Genomic DNA, 18,826 nt, shown 5'->3' with positions numbered 1-18,826 from the left:
AGATGGCGCGCTTCAAGCAGACACGGCGGTGACGAATTCCTCGCGGCGACCTGTTGGCAGCCTCACTTCGGCCTGGTCCTACACAGCAGCACCTGGCACCGGGCGACACTTCAGCAATCTTTGACCTTCTGCGGCGTCCGGCCCGGCGCCTGCCCCCGTCCTCCATGAACCATGCTTGGCAATTCTTCCGCGCCGGTGGCGTCGACCAGGTGCTCATCGCCAGCGGCGAGGACATCGCCCACCTGCGCGAACTCGACCAGAAGCTCTGGGTCGCGCTGGCCTGCCCGACTCGCGGCACCCACTTCGATGCGCGCACGCTGGACCTGATCGACACCGACCACGACGGCCGCATCCGCGCGCCCGAGCTGCTGGCCGCCTGCGAATGGGCCTGCGAACGGCTGGCAGACCCAGAGCAGCTGGTGCGCGGCGGCGAGCGCCTCGCACTGGCCTCGCTGGCCGACAACGAAGAAGGCCGCGCGCTGGCCGAAGAAGCCCGCCGCACGCTGGCCCGCCTGGACAGCGCCGAAGCCAAGGCTGGCGATATCGGCCTGGAAGCCATTGCCGAGCGCCAGCAGCACCTGGCCGACGAGCGGCTGAACGGCGACGGCATCGTCACCGCCGCGAACGCTGGCGACGACACCGCATTGCGCGGCCTGATCGAGCAGGTCATCGAGATCCAGGGCAGCGTGAAGGACGCTGGCGGCGAAGCCGGCATCGGCGTCGACCAGGCCACGGCCTTTTTCGACGCCGCCGAAGCCTTGCTGGCCTGGCACCACCAGGGCGAGAGCGACTGCGGCGACATGCGCAGCGCCGCGCAGGCGGTCGACGCGGTGCACGACAAGGTCGAGGACTTCTTCGCCCGCTGCCGCCTGGCCAGCTACGCCGCAGGCGCCGCCGAGGCGCTGAACCTGCCCGCACCCGAAACCCTGCAGGGGTATGCGCTGCAGTCCCTCTCGCTGTCGGCCGATCCGTTGCGCCAGCTGCCGCTGGCCCCCGTCAGCGCCGGCCGCCCACTGCCGCTGGACCACGGCGCCAACCCGGCCTGGCAAACCGCGCTGCAGGACCTGCGCCAGCTGGCCGTCGCCCCGCTGCTGGGCAGCGAGCGCAACACGCTGGCCGAAGCCGAATGGCAGGACCTGAAAAGCCGCGTGACGCATTGCCGCGACTGGCTCGCCACGCGGCCGCCCGGCAAGGTGGCCGCACTGGGCGCCGACAAGCTGCTGGCCCTGCTCGGCCAGGACCTGGCCGCCAGCCGCGCCCGCCTGCTTGCGCTGATCGAAGAAGACGAAGCCGCCGCGCCGCAGCACGGCCACGTCAACGACCTGGAGAAGCTGCTGCGCCTGCAGCGCGACCTGCTGCCGCTGCTGCGCAACTTCGTCTCGTTCGAGGCCTTCTACCGCCGCGAAGGCGCGATCTTCCAGGCCGGAAGGCTCTACCTGGACGGCCGCAGCTGCGACCTGGTGGTGCAGGTCAACGACGCCGGCCAGCATGCGGTGATCGCCGGCCTCGCCAAGGCCTACCTGGCGTATTGCGAATGTGTGCGCGGCAGCGAGAAGATGACCATCGTCGCGGCCTTCACCGCCGGCGACGTGGACTTCCTCTTTGTCGGACGGAACGGCGTCTTCTACGACCGCGAGGGCCGCGACTGGGACGCCCGCATCGTCAAGGTGATCGAGAACCCGATCGGCATCCGGCAGGCCTTCCTGCTGCCGTACAAGAAGTTCCTGCGCCTGATCGAGGAACAGGTCGCCAAGCGCGCCGCCGCGAGTGACGCGACCCAGCAAGGCAAGCTCGGCGGCCTGGCCGGCCAGGTCGCCACGCTGGACAAGGCCACGCCGCCCGCACCCGCTGCGCCAGCCGCTTCAGCGGCCGCGCTGAACGCCCGCCGCATCGACGTCGGCACCGTCGCCGCCTTGGGCGTGGCGCTGGGCAGCATCAGCGCCGTCATCGTCGGCGTGTTCGGCAAGTTCGTCGAACTGGGCTGGTGGATCCCCGTCGCCCTGATCGGCATCGTCCTGTCCATCTCCGGCCCCAGCATGCTCATCGCCTGGCTCAAACTCCGCCAACGCAGCCTCGGCCCCATCCTGGACGCCAGCGGCTGGGCGATCAATGGGCGCATGCGGCTGAACGTGCGGCTGGGCGCGTCCCTCTCCGAGGAAGCCAAGCTGCCGCCGGGCGCGAGCCGCAAGCCAGATCCGTATGCAGAACGCCATGGCACGGCGTGGACCGTGAGCGCGCTGGTGCTGGTCGTCGTGCTGTTGGCCCTGGGCTGGCGGATGGGGTGGTTGAATGGGGTGTTGCCGGAGGCGTTGCGGCATGGGGCGGCGGTTGCTGCCGTGACGAAATAGCCGTCCGGTGCGCCCAGTGGAGAGAAGTCGATTCAGCTCGACGACGCCTGCATCCTTGCCATGGCGCGCCGCCGACTTTCAACGCCAACCGCGTGATGTCCAGTGGCGCGCTGGAAGTCACAATGGGCGAACACCACCGCGCATTGCGATGCCTCCATTCCCGCCCCCGTTGCCATGAGCGAACTGACCACCTTCCACGCGGACATCAAGTCCATCCTGGAGCAGGCGCGCAGCAAGGCGCGCTCGGCGGTGAACTCGGCCATGGTGGAGGCTTATTGGCTGATCGGCCAGCGCATCGTGCAGGAAGAACAGCAAGGAAAGCACAAAGCCCAGTACGGCACGCGGCTGCTGGAGAACTTGTCCCGGGCGCTGACTGAGAACTTTGGCAAGGGGTTTTCCTATGCCAACTTGCGCAACTTCCGCCAGTTCTACCTGACCTACCCCGACAGGGAAATTTGCTACACAGCGTGTAGCAAATTGAGCTGGAGCCACAACCGGCTCATCATGCGGGAGGACGACCCCGAGGCCAGGGCCTACTACCTCGCCGAGGGCGCCGCGCAGCAGTGGACGGTGCGGCAGCTGGAGCGCAACATGCAAAGCCGTAGTTTTCAGCGCCTGCTGTCGTCCCAAGGCAAGAGCGAAACCAGCGGCGCAGGCAACCTTGAATCGTTGGGCGACTTCATCAAGGACCCCTACGTGCTGGAGTTCTTGCAGTTGCCGGAATCGGCTCGGCTCAGGGAGAGCGAGTTGGACCAGGCCATCATCGACGAGCTGCAGAAATTCCTGCTGGAGCTGGGCAAGGGCTTCTCGTTCGTGGCGCGGCAGATGCGCATCAGCACCGAGACCAGCCACTTCTTCATGGACCTGGTGTTCTACAACTACCTGCTCAAGTGCTTTGTCATCATCGACCTGAAGACGGGCAAGCTCAGCCACCAGGACATCGGCCAAATGGACATGTATGTGCGCATGTTCGATGACCTCAAGCGCGGCGAGGATGACAACCCCACCATCGGCATCATCCTGTGCGACAGCAAGGATGAAACCGTCGTCAAGTATTCGGTGATCCAGGAAAGCCAGCAGCTCTTTGCCTCCAAGTACCAGCGCGTGCTGCCCACCGAAGCGGAACTGGTGGCGGAGATCGCACGGGAAAAGCGCCTGATTGGTGTGCGGCACGACGAATCACCCGCGGCCCAAGACCAGGATCCGGACACCCCGTGACCGACGAGGTGAACTCCTCTACTCGCTGCTGACGCAAACCCACTGTGCCGAAGGCATCGTGCTATCCATCTCAGGCCCCAGCATGCTCATCGCCTGGCTCAAGCTCCGCCAACGCAGCCTCGGCCCCATCCTCAACGCCAGCGGCTGGGCCATCAATGGCCGCATGCGGCTGAAGGTACGGTTGGGCGCGTCGCCATCCGAAGAGGCGAAGCTGCCCCCGGGGGACGAGTCGGAAACTGGATCCGTATGCCGAGAGCCACAGCACGGCACGGGTCGTCGGTGCGATGCTGCTGGTCGTGGCCCTGTTGGGCATTGGCTGGTGCCTGGGTTGGCCGAACGCCGTGTTGCCGCCGCGGCGCTCATGCGCTGACATCCGTCAAATCGGATGTGAATCAGAAGAACCATTTGCCGGCGTCGCTATCGTAATAAAGACGGTACTGCTTGTTGGCCACCATCGTCAGTGCCTCTTTGATGTTGCCGGCCGTCGTGGTGGTGATCGACGCTGTCGGGATGATGGTTGCGTAGCCGCCGCCGCCGGAGAATAGGCTCGGCACCGTGATGGTGTTGAGCGTGCCGCCGCCGGCAAAAAAAACCTGCGTGCCGGTCGTGAGCGTCAGCGTGCCGCCGGAGATGGTCAGCGTTGGGGCGGGCAGTGAAACTCCGAGTTGGCCGCCCAGCACCACACCATTCGGCCGGCTGGCAAAACGCATCACACCGGCACTGCCCAAAGCCCATTCGTCAACTGCTTGAGAGTACCAGCCCGAACCCGTGTCATCACTCGGGTCGTTGCCAAAGCGCAGTGTCGGGCTGCTGACCGTGCCGCGCTTCATCAACACGCCAGTGCGGTCTAATCGAATGATGCGCACGTCGCTGGCTGCAAAGGCCACCTGGTCTGACGCCGGCGAATAGAAGCCAGAATCGCTGTCGAAAGTTGTTGCGTCGCGGAACCTGAGCGAAGGCACCGCGCGCGTGCCGCGGTAGAACTGGTGGCCAGTTTCGCTAACGGCCTGCATCACGATGCCGTTGCTGACGGTAGAGATGCGGTTTGCCTGCGGCGAATACCAACCAGAAGTGCTGTCAACAGAGTTGGCGCTGTCACCCCACCGCAGCGACGGCCGGCTGATCGTGCCGCGGTTCGTCAGCACCGTGCCTTCGGCGTTCCACATCACCTGCGCGGTTGACTCCGCGGTGAGTGCAACCTGATTCGGTGTCGGTGAGTAAAAGCCGGTTGTGGAGTAGACGCCAGCGAAGTCGTTGAAGACGATGGTTGGCGCCGTGACGTCACCAAGCCAGTACGACGTAGAGCCGACGCCGCGGATCGGCGAACCGTCAGGCCGGCGGCAATTGTTGAAGCTGGCGCGCAGTCGTTGCGACAGTGAGCCGGAACCCTCGTATTCCACGGTAGGCTGATTCGCGAACTGAACACCCTGAAGCACCAGCCCGTCCAGGGCCTCGTCCGCTTGCGAGACATGCAGACGGAACTTCGAATTGGCAACAAAGCCACCGCCAACGAACGAGTGGCAGAACGAGCGCAGTTCGATGATGCCGGTATCGCCGTAGAAGTCTGTGGACCACACGCTATGGGCATCTGGCCCGATCACCAGACAGTATTTATCCGAACCGACGTAGCTGTGGCAGTTCGAGAACTTGACGTTGTAGCAATGATCGAAAGCGAAGCCGATATCGCAGCCGAAGTTCACGCAGCTGTCGATGTGGCAGTCCGAGGTATTGATCTCGATGCCGGTTCCTGAAGAAGAGCCATCCTCTTCGCCATGCTGCCGCCACGACGCATTGCAGTGCGATAGGCGCAGCTGCGTGTTGTTGGTCAGATAGGAACCTTGGTTATTAGCGTCGGGGGTCGGACTGGGGACCGTGTACCAGCCCTTTCCGTCAATCTGCCAGTGGACTGCCCGGCAGCGATAGAACGACACCTCGTAAGTGGTTTGCAACTTCACAACCACCGGCGTCACATTGTTTCCGTCGAACTCAATGTTCTCGAAACTGATGTACTTAATCCGGTGTTGTCGCCACGTGGAGCCCGGCGTCGCGCCGGAATAGCTCACGAGGCTGATCAACGATTTACCTGTCCAACTCACAGTAGAGTCAGCGATGAACTTGCCGTTGATAAACTTGATGTTGTAGAGGTTATTAAGGTCCAGCGGCTGACTCAGTTTGATGGTTCGGCCGCTCAGGTCGATCGTGGTCGGCGAGGTCGTCGCCATTGCTGTGACGGGGGTGATAGGCGAAAGTATCCGAAGGCTATTCACCATCGCCTGCATAGCTGGGTAATCATCCACGATACCGTCGCCCACCACATCTTTCGCATAAGCCGGCGGCAGGCCAATCTGTCGCAGCGTGACCGCCCCGGTCATGCCGCCCACACTGGTCACCACAGTTTCGCTGTCAGTGGTCACGACGGATGTTTCAACCTGCTCAGTGGCGGCCTTCTGAGCCGGCGTTGCCGTTTCCTGGCTCGACTTGCCGAACGAGGCCTGTGTGCGCTCATGGTCCGCATCGGCCTGACTCAGTGTTTGCGGTGTGGCCAGGGTCTTCTGCGCATCCAACGTCAAGCCTTGCTTGGGCAGCACGTGGAGCGTCTCCAACTTTGACTTCTGCTGGTCCGCTAAAGCCATCTGAGCCGGGATCTCAGCAAGCTCAGCAGGAACCTTGGCTTGGTCGGCCGTCAGGATGGCAAGTTCGATCTGTGCCTTCTGGACTTCCAAGCTTGCCAGCGTGATCTGCTGCTCGAGCAGCTGCGCATCTAGGGCCGTCTTCTGCTGCGCGAGCACGAACTGCAGTCCCGTCTGCATGGCCAGGCTCATCGATGCCAAGTAGGCCGTGGCGTATTCGGGTTCCTTGATGCGTCCCTGCGTCACCTCGCTGTCCAAGTAGCCCTGGACCGATCGCATCAGGATGTCGAAGACGCCTGTGCCATTGGTGTTTGCTGTGGTGAGATCCGAGATGGTGATGGGAGTCGTCGTCATTCAGATTCCGTCAGTTTTTAGAGAGGGTTCATCCGCGGATGTCGACCACGGCACCCAAAAGGAGCCCACAACCGAAAGCCAGTATCAGCCGAGAACTTGGCGCCGTGCCAGATCGTACAACTCGACCAGGAGGGAGCGCGTCCTGCACAGTAAGGATTCCAAGATCGCCATCCTCCCGCAGCACTGAAGACGGCGTGTTGTTGCGGTCGAGTTTTTCGGGCAGCGAGCTTGCACCGCCGTAACGTGTCAGTAATCTTTCTGCACCGGATGTGAACGCTCGTAACTTCGGGAGGCATCTCTCGTTGAGAAAAATGCAGCCATGAGGAGAGCAAGGATCCTGAATCCGTGACCCCACGCCGGTGGAGAGCAAACCCGCAGGGTGAGCAGGCTGGTGCGGGGGAGAGAGGTTTGCGGACAATTTGGCGATGCGCCGAATCGATCTTGGCCGCACAACGAGACACCGCTACGGCGGCCACTTCGCACATCTCAAGCCCATCTCAACCTAGGGATCCCAGGGCAAACCGCCACGCAGCATTCATGGGCAGCGGATAGATTGGGCCGAATTTCATTGAGAGTCCTGCCCATGCCGATCCCACGATTCTTGTCCCTGGCGCTGCTTGCAGCCGCCGCCTGTGCCGCTGCAACGCCCGCCTTCGCCAAGTGGCCGCAAGAGGGCTACAGCGCAGCCAAGAGCCAGGCCAATACCGACGAGGCCACGTTGACGGCTCGCAACGTGGCAGGGTTGCAGCTGAAGTGGCAGCGGCAGCTGGGGCAGTTCTATGCGAGCGCGGTCACGCAGGCCGGGCCGCAGTTGCTGGCGTGCTCGAACCTGTACGACGTGTCGGCACTGCAGCTTGCCGGTGGTGCCAGCAAGTGGGACCAGCTGGCGGGCGTGGGCAACTGCGGTACGCCGGCCACGGCGGGTGGGCAGACCTTTCTCGTCAGCTCGGCGCTGTCGCCGAACTACCGCAACGTGGTCAGCGCGCTGGACACGGCCAGCGGGCATGTGCTGTGGGAAACGGACCTGATGGCCAGCAGCGCGGACATGGGGCTGAATGCGGACGCAGCGTTGAGCCAGGGCCGGCTGTACGTCAGCAGCAACCGCGGGCAGGTCGTGGCGCTGGACACGGCCACGGGCCAGCAGGCCTGGCGCGCCACCACCGGCGGCAACGGCGTGATGAACAACGATCCTGCCGTCGCTGGCGGCCGGGTGTTCGTCAGCACCTGGCTGGAATGCTGCGGCAACGGGCCGCGCAAGCTGCATGCGTATGACGCGGAGACTGGCGTCGAATTGTGGGCGACCGAGGTCGCGGCGAGCAACATGCAGCGCCCGGCGCAGCCGCTGGGCGACAAGGTCGTGGTCACGACCGACTCCGGCCTGGTCAATGCCTACGACGCCGCCACCGGCGCGCTGAGCTGGTCGCGCACCGTGGGCTTCGTGGGCACCGCGATGGCGTTGCACGGCCAGGCGGTCTACGTGCCGGTGGGCACCAGCGTGCTGGCGCTGGACGCGGCCACCGGCAACACGCTGTGGACCCGCCCGCTGCCCAGCGGCCAGGGTGCCATCTCCAACCTCGTCTGGGCCAATGGGCTGGTCTACCTGCTGGCCCAGAACGCCAGCAGCGAGACGGCGGTGGTCGCGCTGAAGGCTGGCAACGGCAAGCTGGTGGCCAGCGTGCCGGTGTCGATCTCCGGCAGCTACGCGCGCCTGAGCCTGTCCGGCGGCATGGTCTACATCAGCGCCAACGGCACCCTGAGCGCGCTGGGGCTCTGAGAAGGCCAGTCCCTGGCAGGCAGGGCTACAGGCCGGACAGGAAGCGGTAGACGGCCTGCTGCTCGGCCTCGTCCAGCTCGAAGAAGCGCTGGCGCACGATCTCGGCTTCGCCGCCGTGGGCCAGCACGGCGTCGCGCAGGGTCTCGGCGCGGCCGTCATGCAGGTAGCGCTGGCGCATGTGCAGGCCGACCAGCGGCGTGGTGCGCCAGTCGGCGCCAGTCGCGTCGCCCTGCACGATCTTGTCGTCCAGCGCAGGGCCCATGTCGTGCAGCAGCAGGTCCGAATACAGCGGCACGTCGCCATGAATGCCAGGCAATGACGGCACATGGCACTTGGCGCAGCCCACGGCGTCGAAGACGCGGCCGCCAACGTCCAGCCGCTGGGCCAGGGCCAGTTGCCCGCCGGCTGTCCCGGCAGCATCCGCGGGCACATCGGCCCCGCTGCCCGTCAGGCGCACCATCGCATAGGCCAGCCCGGCCGACAGGGCCAGCGCCAGTGCACACAGGCCCGCCAGCCGCAAGGCCTGCGCTGGCTGGCGAGGCAGGCGCAGCGGTGTGCTCAGGCCCAGCGCGATCATCACCATCAGGAACAGGAACTGGTCGAACTGCAGCAGGCTCGCGCGCACCTGCGGATGCAGCGTGATGCTGGAGTTCAGCAGCAGCACCGCCAGGAAGCCCACAACAAACCATGGCACGGCCACGCGAGGGCGCGCCGCGCCGGCCTGCTCGCCCGCGCCGCCCTCGCCGCCTGTCACCGACTGGCGCTGCAGCCCCATCACCAGCAGCAGCGGGATCAGCATCACCACCTTGCTGAGCTTGACCAGCGTGGCGGTGTTCAGCGCGCCCTCGGAGATGGCGAACGAAGCGCCATAGACCTGGGCCAGCTCGAAAATGCTGGCGCCCACGGTGATGCCGAAGCCATGTTCGTCCAGACCCGGCAGCCAGCCCGCGCTGAAGGCCACCGGAAACAGCAGCAGCGCCACGGTACCGCTGACGGTGATCAGGCTGATGGCCAGGCCGGCATGCTTCTCGCGGCCCGGCGCGAGCGCCGCCACCGAAAGAATGGCTGCCGCCCCACAGACGGATGAACCCACCGCGACCAGCAGCGCCAGCGCCGGGTCCAGCCCGAACCAGCGGCGCCCCGCCCAGCGCACCAGCAGCAGCACCGCCACCAGCTCGACGGCAGCGATCAGGATGGGCACCAGCCCGAGCGAAACCAGCAGCAGCACGGTGATGCGAAAGCCCAGCAGCATCACGCCCAGGCGCAACAACTGGCGCTTGGTGAAGGCCAGGCCTGGCTGCAGCACCGCCGGGCACCCCAGCACGCTGCCCAGCAGCAGGCCGAACAGCATCGCCACCAGCACCGGGTTGCGCGCCAGCGGGTCGCCCAGGCCACCGGCCATCCAGCTGGCGGCCAGCGCCAGCGCCGCGGCAGCGGCCACGCCGGGCCAGCGGGCGCGCAGTTCGAGCGCCGGCCACCATGTCCGCCATGCCCGCCATGCGGCCGGGCGGGCTGCCAGCGCAACACCCGCCGGCGGTTCCAGTTGAATGCTCATCGTGCCCGCTCCGTCGCAGCGTTCTTCGCCGAGGCCATTGCCCCGCCGGGCGCATGTGCGGGCGGTCCCAGCGTGCGCAGGTAGGCGGCCAGCGAACGCACCATCGCGCCATCGTCCTTGGGCTGGGCCACAGGGTGCAGCGCCAGCGCGCTGGTGATGCCCATCTCATTGCCCATGGCCTCGGCCACCATGTCTTCCAGCGTCGCCACGTCGGCCTTCCAGCCATAGCGGCCCACCCGCTGCTCGCCGCTGGCGGTGGTGACCCGCTGCACCCGACCCTTGATGCCGTCGCCCTTGCTGACGGCTTGGGCGGCGATCACCGCGTCCGGGATCTCGTCGAGCCGGCTGGCCGCCTGCAGCGCCAATGGCATGCGCAGCGAGACCACGTTGGCCTCGCGCGGTGCGTCAGCAGAAGGCGCGCCTGCCACGCCGAGTTCGCGCACCGAGCGGCGCGGCGCCACGCTGCTGAGCTGACCGGCCTGCGGCACCAGCCGGCCGCTCACCGGGTCCATGCGGGCCAGGCGGCGTGCGAAATGCGCCTCATCGGCGCTGGCGCCGCCTCCGGGATGGCAGGCCACGCACGAAGGCGCGTTGAACAGCGGGCCCAGGCCTTCGCGCGGCGAGAAGCTGGTGGCGAACAGGCTCGCGCCGTGAGCCATGGCGGCGGCCGAGGTACCGGCGGCCCGCGCCATCCCGGACGCCGCGGCGGTCATGGCTGCGGCGATGGGCGTAAATTGACCCGCTGCGTCGAAGGCGTTCACCTCCAGCAGCGTGGCCGTGGCGCTGCCCGGCGGCTGCGCCATCAGCCAGATGCGCTGCGCGTCGGCCGAGACGGCCAGCGCACGCAGGCTGTCCGCGCCGATGCGGCCCACGCCGGGCCAGTCCACCAGTGCGCGGGCGGCCGCCTGGCCGTCCTGGCGCAGCCGCAGCAGGCTGCCGTCGCCTCGGTTGAGCACGTACAGGTCCGAGCCGCCGGACAGCGTGGTCTGGCTGGCAAAGCGCGGGTTGGCGATCTCGGGCAGCGTGGCGGCCAGGTCCACCGGCTGGCGCAGCCACGGCGAGTTCAACTGCTCGGTGCGGCGGGTTGTGAACTGCCGCCCATCGTCCGCCAACTGCAGCACCGTGATGCGGTTGCGCCGCGCGTCGGCCAGGTACAGCGCGCGGCCGGGCATCCACTTGAAGGCCATGCCGATGACGCCGGGATCGACCCCGCCGACGTCCACCGTGCCGGGCGGCGCCAGCCCGTCCACGCCGTCCTGCACATGCACCTGCACGACCGCGCCGTCGCCAGTGACCACGGCGAACACCGCAAAGCCGCTGCCGTCCGGCGAGGCGCCCAGCAGCGCGGTGCCCAGCGCGCCGCGCCCGATCACGCCAGGCGTGAGCTGGCCGCTGTCGCGCCGGTTCCACAGCGAGGCCCACCAGCCGCTGCGCACGGCCTTGGGCACGCTGGCCCGGCCGCTCCGGTCGCCGACAAACACGCCGCCAGCGCTTTCGCTGGGCGCGTTGGCCAGCGGCGTGCCGTCCGGGTCCACCACGCTCTCGCTGCCGGGGCCGGCCAAGCCGAACGGCGCATTGGCCACCCAGGGCCGGCCGAAGGCGTTGTTGACCGACAGGTAGCGCGGCCCCGAGACGGCGCCGAACATCGCCGTGCGGGCGCCGTCGTTGTGGCGCTGGTTCAGGAAGGCTTCGCTCTGCGCGCTGTACAGCTGCACCGGCGAGCCCGGCGGCGGCGGGCGGCGCGCGAGCTCGGGCGGCACCTGCAGCGGCGCGCCTTCGCGGGCCGCGCGCGGGTCGATGGACAGCACGCTGCCGGTCGCATGCGCCGCATTGCCGGGCGCCGCGCCCAGGTTGCCGGCCACGGCCACCAGCAGGCGCTCCGGGTCCAGCACATGGCCGGCCTGGGTCTGCAGCAGGAACTCGGGGTTGGACGGGATGGGCCCGCCGCTGTGGAAGCGGCCCACCTGGCGCAGCCCGAAACCTCCGGGCAGGCCGGTGGCGATGACTCGCGCCTGCAGCACCCAGGTGGGCGGCGGCGAAGCCGGCGTTTCACCCTTCACCGCCGGCACCGCCAACACCGCCGACATGGCGGCCAGACAGAGCAGCCCCTTGGCCACCCGCAACATCGAACCCATTTCGCAAGACTCCCGTCACCTTCGGCACAACCCTCCGAGGCCACGCTCCTGAACCTCCTAACGAAATGCGGATCCTGAAAGTGCCATCGGCCGGTGCAAGCTGCTGCAGTGGCGTGAACCGGCCCTGGCTCAGAACACGTCCAGCATCGGCAAGCGGCTGTCTTGCTGAAGGCAACTGGCGATGAACAGCGCCACGCCGATGTCGCCGGTCCACAGCGAATGGCGGGCGTGGCCGCTGGCCTCGCGCTGCGCGTCCACCTGCGCCGCCGCGTGCATCGCAAAGGCTTGTGCGCGCGCCAGCCACAGCGCGTCCCCGCTGCGATGCCAGAGCTTCAGCAGCGCGTAGCCGTTGCCTGCAGTGCCGTGGCACAGGCCCGAGCCTTTGGCCAGCGGGCCGGCGCGCCAGGTCATCTCGCCGGCTTCCAGCAGCAGCGCGTCCCAGCCTGGCGTGCGCGGCGCGGCAGCCAGCCGGCAGACGATGCCGGGCGCGCCGTGGCAGTCCTGCACCAGCATCTTGCCGTTGGCATCCGGCGGGTGGGACGGCGGCCAGTTGGCGCAGCCGTCGGCGCGCCGTGCCAGCACCTGCAGCGTCTGCAAGGCCCGCTCGGCAAAGGCGTTCACCACGGCTTCGGGCAGCAGCGCCGCACCCCGCATCACCGGGGACAGGTTGCCGGCAAAACCGTGGCCGGCACCGAGGTAGCAGCTGTCGCGGCCATACAGGTCCTGGCGCCAGAGCCAGGTGCCAGCCACCGGCTCGAACACCATCTCGTCCCACAGGATGTTCACCCCGCGCGTGAACAGCTCGGCCCAGCGCGGCTCGCCGGTCGCCTCCGCCATGTGGATGGCCGCCACCAGCGTGCCGGGAGAGCCCCACAGCATCTCGCGCGCCGGGTGGTGCAGGTTGTCCTGCACCACGTCGAACAGCCGGTCGGCGATGGCTTGCGAAGGCGCGGCTTGCCATTGCAACAGCAGCAGGCCCGCGTCACCCATGAACAGCGACTGCGTGCCGGCGAGGTGGGTCTCGCCGACCTCCCGGTTGCGCTGGACCAGCGTCGGAAGGGTGGCGTCGAAACGGGTCAGTTCGGCCGGCGCCACGTGGCCTTGCCTGGACAGGCGATGCAGCGCCCAGACGATGCCCCCAGCGCCGAAATACAGCATCGAGTAGCGCGTGTCAGGCGTGGCCGGATCGTCCAGCGCATGAGCCGGCCAAAGCCCCTGCGGCGAGAAGTCCTGCAGCGCGTCCTGCACCATGCGTTGCACCGCGGCGCTTGCCGCAGCCTCGTCCCACGGCGGCCCGTTCAAGCCCTCGTGGCGCACGGGGTCAAACAGCATGTTTGAAACAGTCGTTGCAACTTGCATGCATGCATTTTGCGGGTGCGAAGCCTGACCCGCCAGGGGCAGCGCGCTGCGATATCAGGCCTGCGCCTACACGGAGGCCGGCGGGCAACTTTTATAGTCCCCGGCATGCAGATGGCTCATGAACGCACCCCAGGGATGAAGATCGGAAAACGGAATGCGCACTTACGGCAACGGGCCGGCTTCGGCATGCCCGCGGAGCACGCATGAAGGCTCCCGATCTGCCTGGCAGCGAATGCGCGCTGTTCTTTGATTTCGATGGCACGCTGGTCGATCTGGCGCCCACGCCCGACACCATTGCCGTGCTGCCGCGCACGGCTGAATTGCTGTTCCAGTTGAAGCTCGCACTCAACGGCGCGCTGGCCATCGTCAGCGGCCGGCCAGTCAGCGAGATTGACCATTACCTGCACTCGCTGAAGCTCACCGTGGCGGGCGTGCACGGCACCGAATTGCGCGTTGCCGAAGGCCCCATGCGGCGCATGCCGGTGGCCTCGCTGGACCAGGCCGCAACCGTCATCGCGCAGCTGTGCGAACAGCACCCGGCGCTGCTGATGGAGCGCAAGCCCGGTGCGATTGCGCTGCACTACCGGCAGGTCCCCGCGCTGGAAGACATGTGCCTGGCGGTGATGGAAGAAGCCTTGCTGCATGCGGAGGGCATGGCCCTGCTGCGCGGCAAGTTCGTTGTCGAAATGAAACCCAGCCGTGCGACCAAGGCCGCCGCGGTGCATGCCTTGATGGACTACAAACCTTTCCGCCTGCGCCGCCCCTGGTTCTTTGGCGACGACGTGACCGACGAGAGCGCCTTCGAACTGGTGCAGAGCATGGGCGGCGTGGCGATCAAGATCGGTGAAGGCGAAACGCTGGCCTCGCACCGCCTGGCCAACCCGGCCGAACTGCACGATTGGCTGGCCGCCGCCGCGGCCCAGCTCGGCGCACAACAGCCCGAGAGGTTCACGCGATGAGCCGGCTTGTCGCGGTGTCCAACCGGGTCGGAGACCCGAGCAAGCCCTCTTCGGGTGGCCTCGCGGTCGCGCTGGGGGACGCCCTCACAAGGTCCGGTGGCCTGTGGTTCGGCGCGGGCGATGTGGTCGACGCGGCCACGCCGTCCGACCAGCGGCTGCACATCAAGCCGCTGGACAACAACGTGACGCTGGCCACGCTGGACCTCAGCCGCGAAGACTACGACGGCTACTACCGCGGCTATGCCAACGGCGTGCTGTGGCCGGTCTTCCACTACCGGCTGGACCTGGCCCACTTCGAGGCCGGCCACCTGGATGCCTACCGCCGCGTGAACCGGCAGTTCGCCCAGGCGCTGGCGTCGCTGCTGAAGCCGGACGACGTCCTCTGGGTGCACGATTACCACCTGATCCCGCTGGCCGCCGAGCTGCGCGCGCTGGGCTGCCAGCAGCGCATCGGCTTCTTCCTGCACATTCCCCTGCCGCCGCAGCTGATCCTGGCCGCGCTGCCCGGGCACGACTGGCTGATGCGTGCACTGTTCGCCTACGACCTGGTGGGCCTGCAGAGCGAAGCCGACATGGTGCACCTGCGGCGCTACCTGGTGGCCGAGGCGCATGCCGAAGAACTCTCAGAACATTCCTTCGGCGCCTTCAACCGCATGCTGCGCGCCGGTGCTTTCCCGATCGGGCTGGACGTGGACAGCTTCATCGCGATGACTGCAGCCCCGCCGGCCCAGGAAACCCTGGCCACGCTGCGCCAGCAGTACGCGCAGCGCCAGCTGCTGGTCGGCATTGACCGCCTGGACTATTCCAAGGGCCTGCCGCAGCGCATGGTCGCCTTCCGCACGCTGCTGGAGCGCCACCCCGAAGTCCGCCAGCAGGCCACGCTGGTCCAGATCGCCGCACCGTCACGCGAGGAGGTCGAGGCCTATGGCGACATCCGGCGCGAGCTGGAGAGCTTGTGCGGCGCGATCAACGGCGACTTCGGCGAGCTGGACTGGACGCCGATCCGCTACCTGCACAAGCCATTGGAGCGCGACGCCGTGCCCGGCCTCTACCGCGCCGCCAAGGTCGCGCTGGTCACGCCGCTGCGCGACGGCATGAACCTGGTCGCCAAGGAATTCGTCGCCGCGCAAGATCCGGCCGACCCTGGCGTGCTGGTGCTGTCCCGCTTTGCCGGCGCAGCCGAGCAGCTGACCGACGCGCTGCTGGTCAACCCCTACGACACCGACGCCACGGCCGAGGCCATCCTGCACGCGCTCAAAATGCCGCTGCAGGAACGCCAGCTGCGCCACCAGCGCATGCTGGCGAACATCCGCGAGCACGACGTGCACGCTTGGCAGCGCCGCTTCCTCGAAACGCTGATGGATGTGTCTCCCCAATGACGACGCTGTTGCCTGAATCCGATGCGACCTTGACGCTGCGCCTGCAGCACATCGTCCAGTCCTCGCCCACCTTCATGACCGCGCTGCGCGCCGTGCGTGCAGTCGCGCCGCCGGACGCCTGCATTGGCGCAGGCGCCATCCGCACCCTGGTCTGGGACCACCTGCACGGCCACGCGGAGGCCTCGCCCGTGGCCGACTGGGACGTCGTCTTCTTCGACGCCGCCGACTGTCGCCAAGCCCGCGACCAGGCCCTGCAACAGCAACTCACCCGCGCCTGCCCCGAGCTGACCTGGGAAGTGACCAACCAGGCCGGCGTGCACCACTGGTTCGAAGCCATCTTCGGCCACGCGGTGGCCCCGCTGGACAGCCTGGAAGAAGCGGTCGCCAGCTGGCCGGAATACTGCACCTCGGTCGCCATCGCGCTGCGGCCAGACGACAGCCTGCGCATCATCGCCCCCTACGGCCTGGCCGACCTGTTCGCACTGCGCGTGCGCCGCAACCCGGTGCGCGTCAGCGAACAAACCTACCGCCAACGCGTGGCCACCAAGCAATACACCAAGCGCTGGCCGGGCGTGACGGTCGAGGCCGGCTGAAGCCACCCCCGATTCGGCGCCTGAACATCCCGTTCGGGCTGAGCCGGTCGAAGCCTCTCGCAGGGGCCAGCTGGGTCACAATGCGCGGCCGCCGCAGACCGCCCAGCTTCTTGCCCACCCATGCCGGATACCAGCTCGACACGCGAGGACCCGCCACTTCCTCCAGAGCGCCGGCAACCAAGGCTGGTCCTCATTGTGCTGATGGGCCTGTCCGCAACCGCACTGTTTGCGTTGCTGCCTTACCTGGCGCTGTACCTGAAGCAGCAGTTCGCTCTCAGCAACTCGGCTGCGGGACTGGTCGTTGGCAGCATCGCGCTGGTGTCTTCCGGCGGCGCCTGGGCAGGCGGCATGCTGGCCGACCGGCTGGGCTGGCTGCCCATGCTGCGCCTGGCCGCGGCGCTCTATGTGCTGGTTTTTGCCGCGCTGTTTGCGGCGCGCAGCGCTGAAGCGGCCATCGGGCTGATCCTGCTGATCGGCCTGTGCCGGTTGCTGATGGAGCCGGCGCTGAAGTCCGCGCTGGTGCAGTACGACGATGGCAGCGGCCGACTGTTCAAGCTGCGCTACATGAGTTTGGTTGGCGGCGCGATGCTCGGGCCTTTGCTGGCCACCGCCATGGCACCCTACGGGCCGCAGTCCTGCTTCTCGCTGGCCGCTGCGGTTTTTGCGCTGTTTCTGGCGACGAGCACGCGCCTGCGTGCCGGGCCAGCGCCCGCCCGCGCTGGCGCTGCGCCGCTGGCCGTCGACCGCTGGGCCATGGCCGGGCTCATCGCGCTGGGCTTTGTCTTCTTCCTGGTCTTCTCGCAATACGAGTCCACGTTGTCGCTGCGGCTGGACATGGCGTTCGCACCAGAGGGTGGGCCGCTTTACCGCCGAGCGCTGTTCGTCAATGCTGCGCTGGCCATTCCGGCGATGTACCTCAGCGACCGCACCATCGCCAAGCTCCCCATGCACCTGCAAGTGGCCATTGGCGTGGCGGCCCTGACGGCCGCACTCTGGCTGCTGTTTGGCGCTGCGCCCGCACAGTGGTGCGTGGACCTGGGCGCAGTGCTGTTCACGCTGGGCGAGGTGATCCTGTTTCCGCTGCCGGACATCGCCGCGGCGCGGCTCGCGACGAACGAGAACCGTGGCCGGCTGATGGGCCTGGTCGACCTGCGTTACCTCGGCTTCTTTGCAGGCCCAGCCATGGGCGGCGCGCTGCTCGATCATTCCGCAACGCTGCTCGCCAGCGTGCTGTGTCTGCTGGCCCTGGCCATCTTCCCGATCTACCTGCTCAACGAGCGGCGCCTGCAAGCGCAAGCGCCTCCCAGCTCCTGTCCGCCACACCATGACCGCCCCTGAGCCACGCATCCCCCAGCACCAGGCCGGCCTGGACACCTTGCGTGCCATCGCCATCGCGCTGGTCTTCATGTACCACTACGAAGTCTTTGTCTCGCGGGAGGCGACGTTCGGTTGGCTCAGCGAGGTGGGCTGGGTGGGGGTGGACCTGTTCTTCGTTCTCAGTGGCTACCTGATTGCCAACGGCCTGCTGGGCGGGCTGGTGCGGGGGCGGGCGCTGGACCTGGGCGGGTTTTATGCGCGGCGCATTTTCCGCACTTGGCCGGTGTACTGGCTGGTGGTGGCGGCGTATTTTCTGGCGCCTGCGTTGATGGGCGGCAAGGCGCCGCCGCCGCTGTGGCGCTTCCTCACGTTCACGCAGAACTGGGGGCTGCAGCCGGGCACCGCGTTTTCGCATGCCTGGTCGCTGTGCATCGAGGAGCAGTTCTACGCGACGCTGCCGCTGGCGGCGCTGCTGGGCGCTTTTGCGGTGAAGACCTGGGGCTGGGGCCGGCGGCAGGCCTGGGGCGCGCTGGCGTTGCTGCTGGCGCTGGGCGTGGGCACGCGCGCGCTGCTGTGGAGCTGGTACGGGCGGGAGGACAGCCCGCTGGCGGACCACTACTACCCCTGGGTGTACTACGGCACGCTGTGCCGCTTCGACGAATTCCTGCCCGGGGTTGCGCTGGCAATGCTCAAGCACCTGCACCCCGGGACCTGGCGCCGGCTGATGGGGGCGGCGGGCCGCTGGCTGTTGCCTGCCGCGTTGCTGGCGCTGCTCGCCATGGGCCACGGCGTGCTGCAGCACTACTACATCGACGGCTACGGCTATGGCGGCTTCATGAGCATTGCCGGCTATTCGCTGGTGGCGATGAGCTTCGGCCTGCTGGTGGCCGCGGCCATGCGGCCGGGCAGCTGGCTGCAGCGCACCCGCGTGCCGGGTGCGGCCACGCTGGCGGCCTGGTCCTATCCGCTGTACCTCTCGCACAAGCCGGTGGCCTACATCGTGGCCACGGCCGGTGGCGCGGGGCTGGCGGCGGCACCTGGCTTGCGGCTGGCGTTGGTCACGCTGGCCTGCCTGGCCGTGGCAGCCTTGTTGCATTACCTGGTGGAGCGCCCGGGGCTGCGGCTGCGCGAGCGCTGGTTTCCCAACCAGTTCAAGCCGGCGGCCGGCGCCGCGCCGCGGGCGGCAGACGCCGTGGTGCCCTGAA

Annotated in this window: 12 protein-coding genes; 8 read left to right on the top strand and 4 right to left on the bottom strand. The window is 67.6% G+C overall.

Features of this window, described 5'->3' with window-relative positions:
• Nucleotides 1-164 precede the first annotated feature (164 nt).
• Together ACAH41_RS25170 and ACAH41_RS25165 are read left to right on the top strand one after the other, a co-directional pair.
• Nucleotides 165-2,348: a hypothetical protein gene (locus ACAH41_RS25170; RefSeq protein WP_325650915.1), complete on the top strand. Its 2,184-nt coding sequence runs from the start codon at nt 165-167 to the stop codon at nt 2,346-2,348.
• Nucleotides 2,349-2,450: 102 nt separating this feature from the next.
• The gene (locus ACAH41_RS25165; RefSeq protein WP_370538589.1) at nt 2,451-3,566 is read left to right on the top strand and encodes a YhcG family protein; all 1,116 of its coding nucleotides are present in this window, start codon (nt 2,451-2,453) and stop codon (nt 3,564-3,566) included.
• A gap of 392 nt (nt 3,567-3,958) precedes the next feature.
• Here the strand turns inward: ACAH41_RS25165 and ACAH41_RS25160 are convergent, their stop codons facing one another.
• Entirely contained in the window at nt 3,959-6,550 is a 2,592-nt protein-coding gene (locus ACAH41_RS25160) for a hypothetical protein (RefSeq protein ID WP_325650919.1), read from the bottom strand.
• 583 nt (nt 6,551-7,133) lie between these two features.
• Here ACAH41_RS25160 and ACAH41_RS25155 point away from each other — a divergent pair.
• Nucleotides 7,134-8,324 carry a PQQ-binding-like beta-propeller repeat protein gene (locus ACAH41_RS25155; RefSeq protein WP_325650921.1) on the top strand — a complete coding sequence of 397 codons (1,191 nt, stop codon included), beginning with the start codon at nt 7,134-7,136 and terminating at the stop codon, nt 8,322-8,324.
• A gap of 25 nt (nt 8,325-8,349) precedes the next feature.
• Here ACAH41_RS25155 and ACAH41_RS25150 read toward each other — a convergent pair whose 3' ends face one another.
• From ACAH41_RS25150 to ACAH41_RS25140, 3 genes are all read right to left on the bottom strand, one after another.
• Nucleotides 8,350-9,879 carry a putative sulfate exporter family transporter gene (locus tag ACAH41_RS25150; protein ID WP_325650923.1) on the bottom strand — a complete coding sequence of 510 codons (1,530 nt, stop codon included), beginning with the start codon at nt 9,877-9,879 and terminating at the stop codon, nt 8,350-8,352.
• The gene (locus tag ACAH41_RS25145; protein WP_325650925.1) at nt 9,876-12,014 is read right to left on the bottom strand and encodes a hypothetical protein; all 2,139 of its coding nucleotides are present in this window, start codon (nt 12,012-12,014) and stop codon (nt 9,876-9,878) included. The genes ACAH41_RS25150 and ACAH41_RS25145 overlap by 4 nt, the downstream gene beginning before the upstream one ends.
• Before the next feature lie 129 nt (nt 12,015-12,143).
• Nucleotides 12,144-13,346 (bottom strand): LanC-like protein, encoded by a 1,203-nt coding sequence (locus ACAH41_RS25140; protein WP_325650926.1) that lies wholly within the window; start codon nt 13,344-13,346, stop codon nt 12,144-12,146.
• Between the two features lie 230 nt (nt 13,347-13,576).
• On the opposite strand from ACAH41_RS25140, the gene otsB reads away from it, so the two are divergent.
• The 5 genes from otsB (at nt 13,577) to ACAH41_RS25115 (ending at nt 18,825) form a co-directional block, all read left to right on the top strand.
• Nucleotides 13,577-14,332 carry a trehalose-phosphatase gene (gene otsB, locus ACAH41_RS25135; protein WP_325650928.1) on the top strand — a complete coding sequence of 252 codons (756 nt, stop codon included), beginning with the start codon at nt 13,577-13,579 and terminating at the stop codon, nt 14,330-14,332.
• Nucleotides 14,329-15,711 carry a trehalose-6-phosphate synthase gene (locus tag ACAH41_RS25130; RefSeq protein ID WP_325650930.1) on the top strand — a complete coding sequence of 461 codons (1,383 nt, stop codon included), beginning with the start codon at nt 14,329-14,331 and terminating at the stop codon, nt 15,709-15,711. The genes otsB and ACAH41_RS25130 overlap by 4 nt, the downstream gene beginning before the upstream one ends.
• A complete protein-coding gene (locus ACAH41_RS25125) occupies nt 15,708-16,304 on the top strand; it encodes a nucleotidyltransferase family protein (RefSeq protein ID WP_325650932.1) in 597 nt (198 codons plus the stop codon). Before ACAH41_RS25130 ends, ACAH41_RS25125 begins: the two co-directional genes overlap by 4 nt.
• A gap of 201 nt (nt 16,305-16,505) precedes the next feature.
• Complete coding sequence (locus ACAH41_RS25120; RefSeq protein ID WP_325650933.1) at nt 16,506-17,642, top strand: MFS transporter; 1,137 nt, start codon at nt 16,506-16,508, stop codon at nt 17,640-17,642.
• Nucleotides 17,629-18,825 (top strand): acyltransferase, encoded by a 1,197-nt coding sequence (locus ACAH41_RS25115; RefSeq protein WP_325650934.1) that lies wholly within the window; start codon nt 17,629-17,631, stop codon nt 18,823-18,825. The genes ACAH41_RS25120 and ACAH41_RS25115 overlap by 14 nt, the downstream gene beginning before the upstream one ends.
• Nucleotide 18,826: the final 1 nt, after the last annotated feature.

Origin of the sequence: Ideonella sp., from assembly GCF_041287625.1 — a bacterium.
In the GTDB taxonomy this organism is placed as follows: Bacteria; Pseudomonadota; Gammaproteobacteria; order Burkholderiales; family Burkholderiaceae_C; genus Ideonella.
This window is presented reverse-complemented; position numbering and strand designations above follow the sequence as displayed.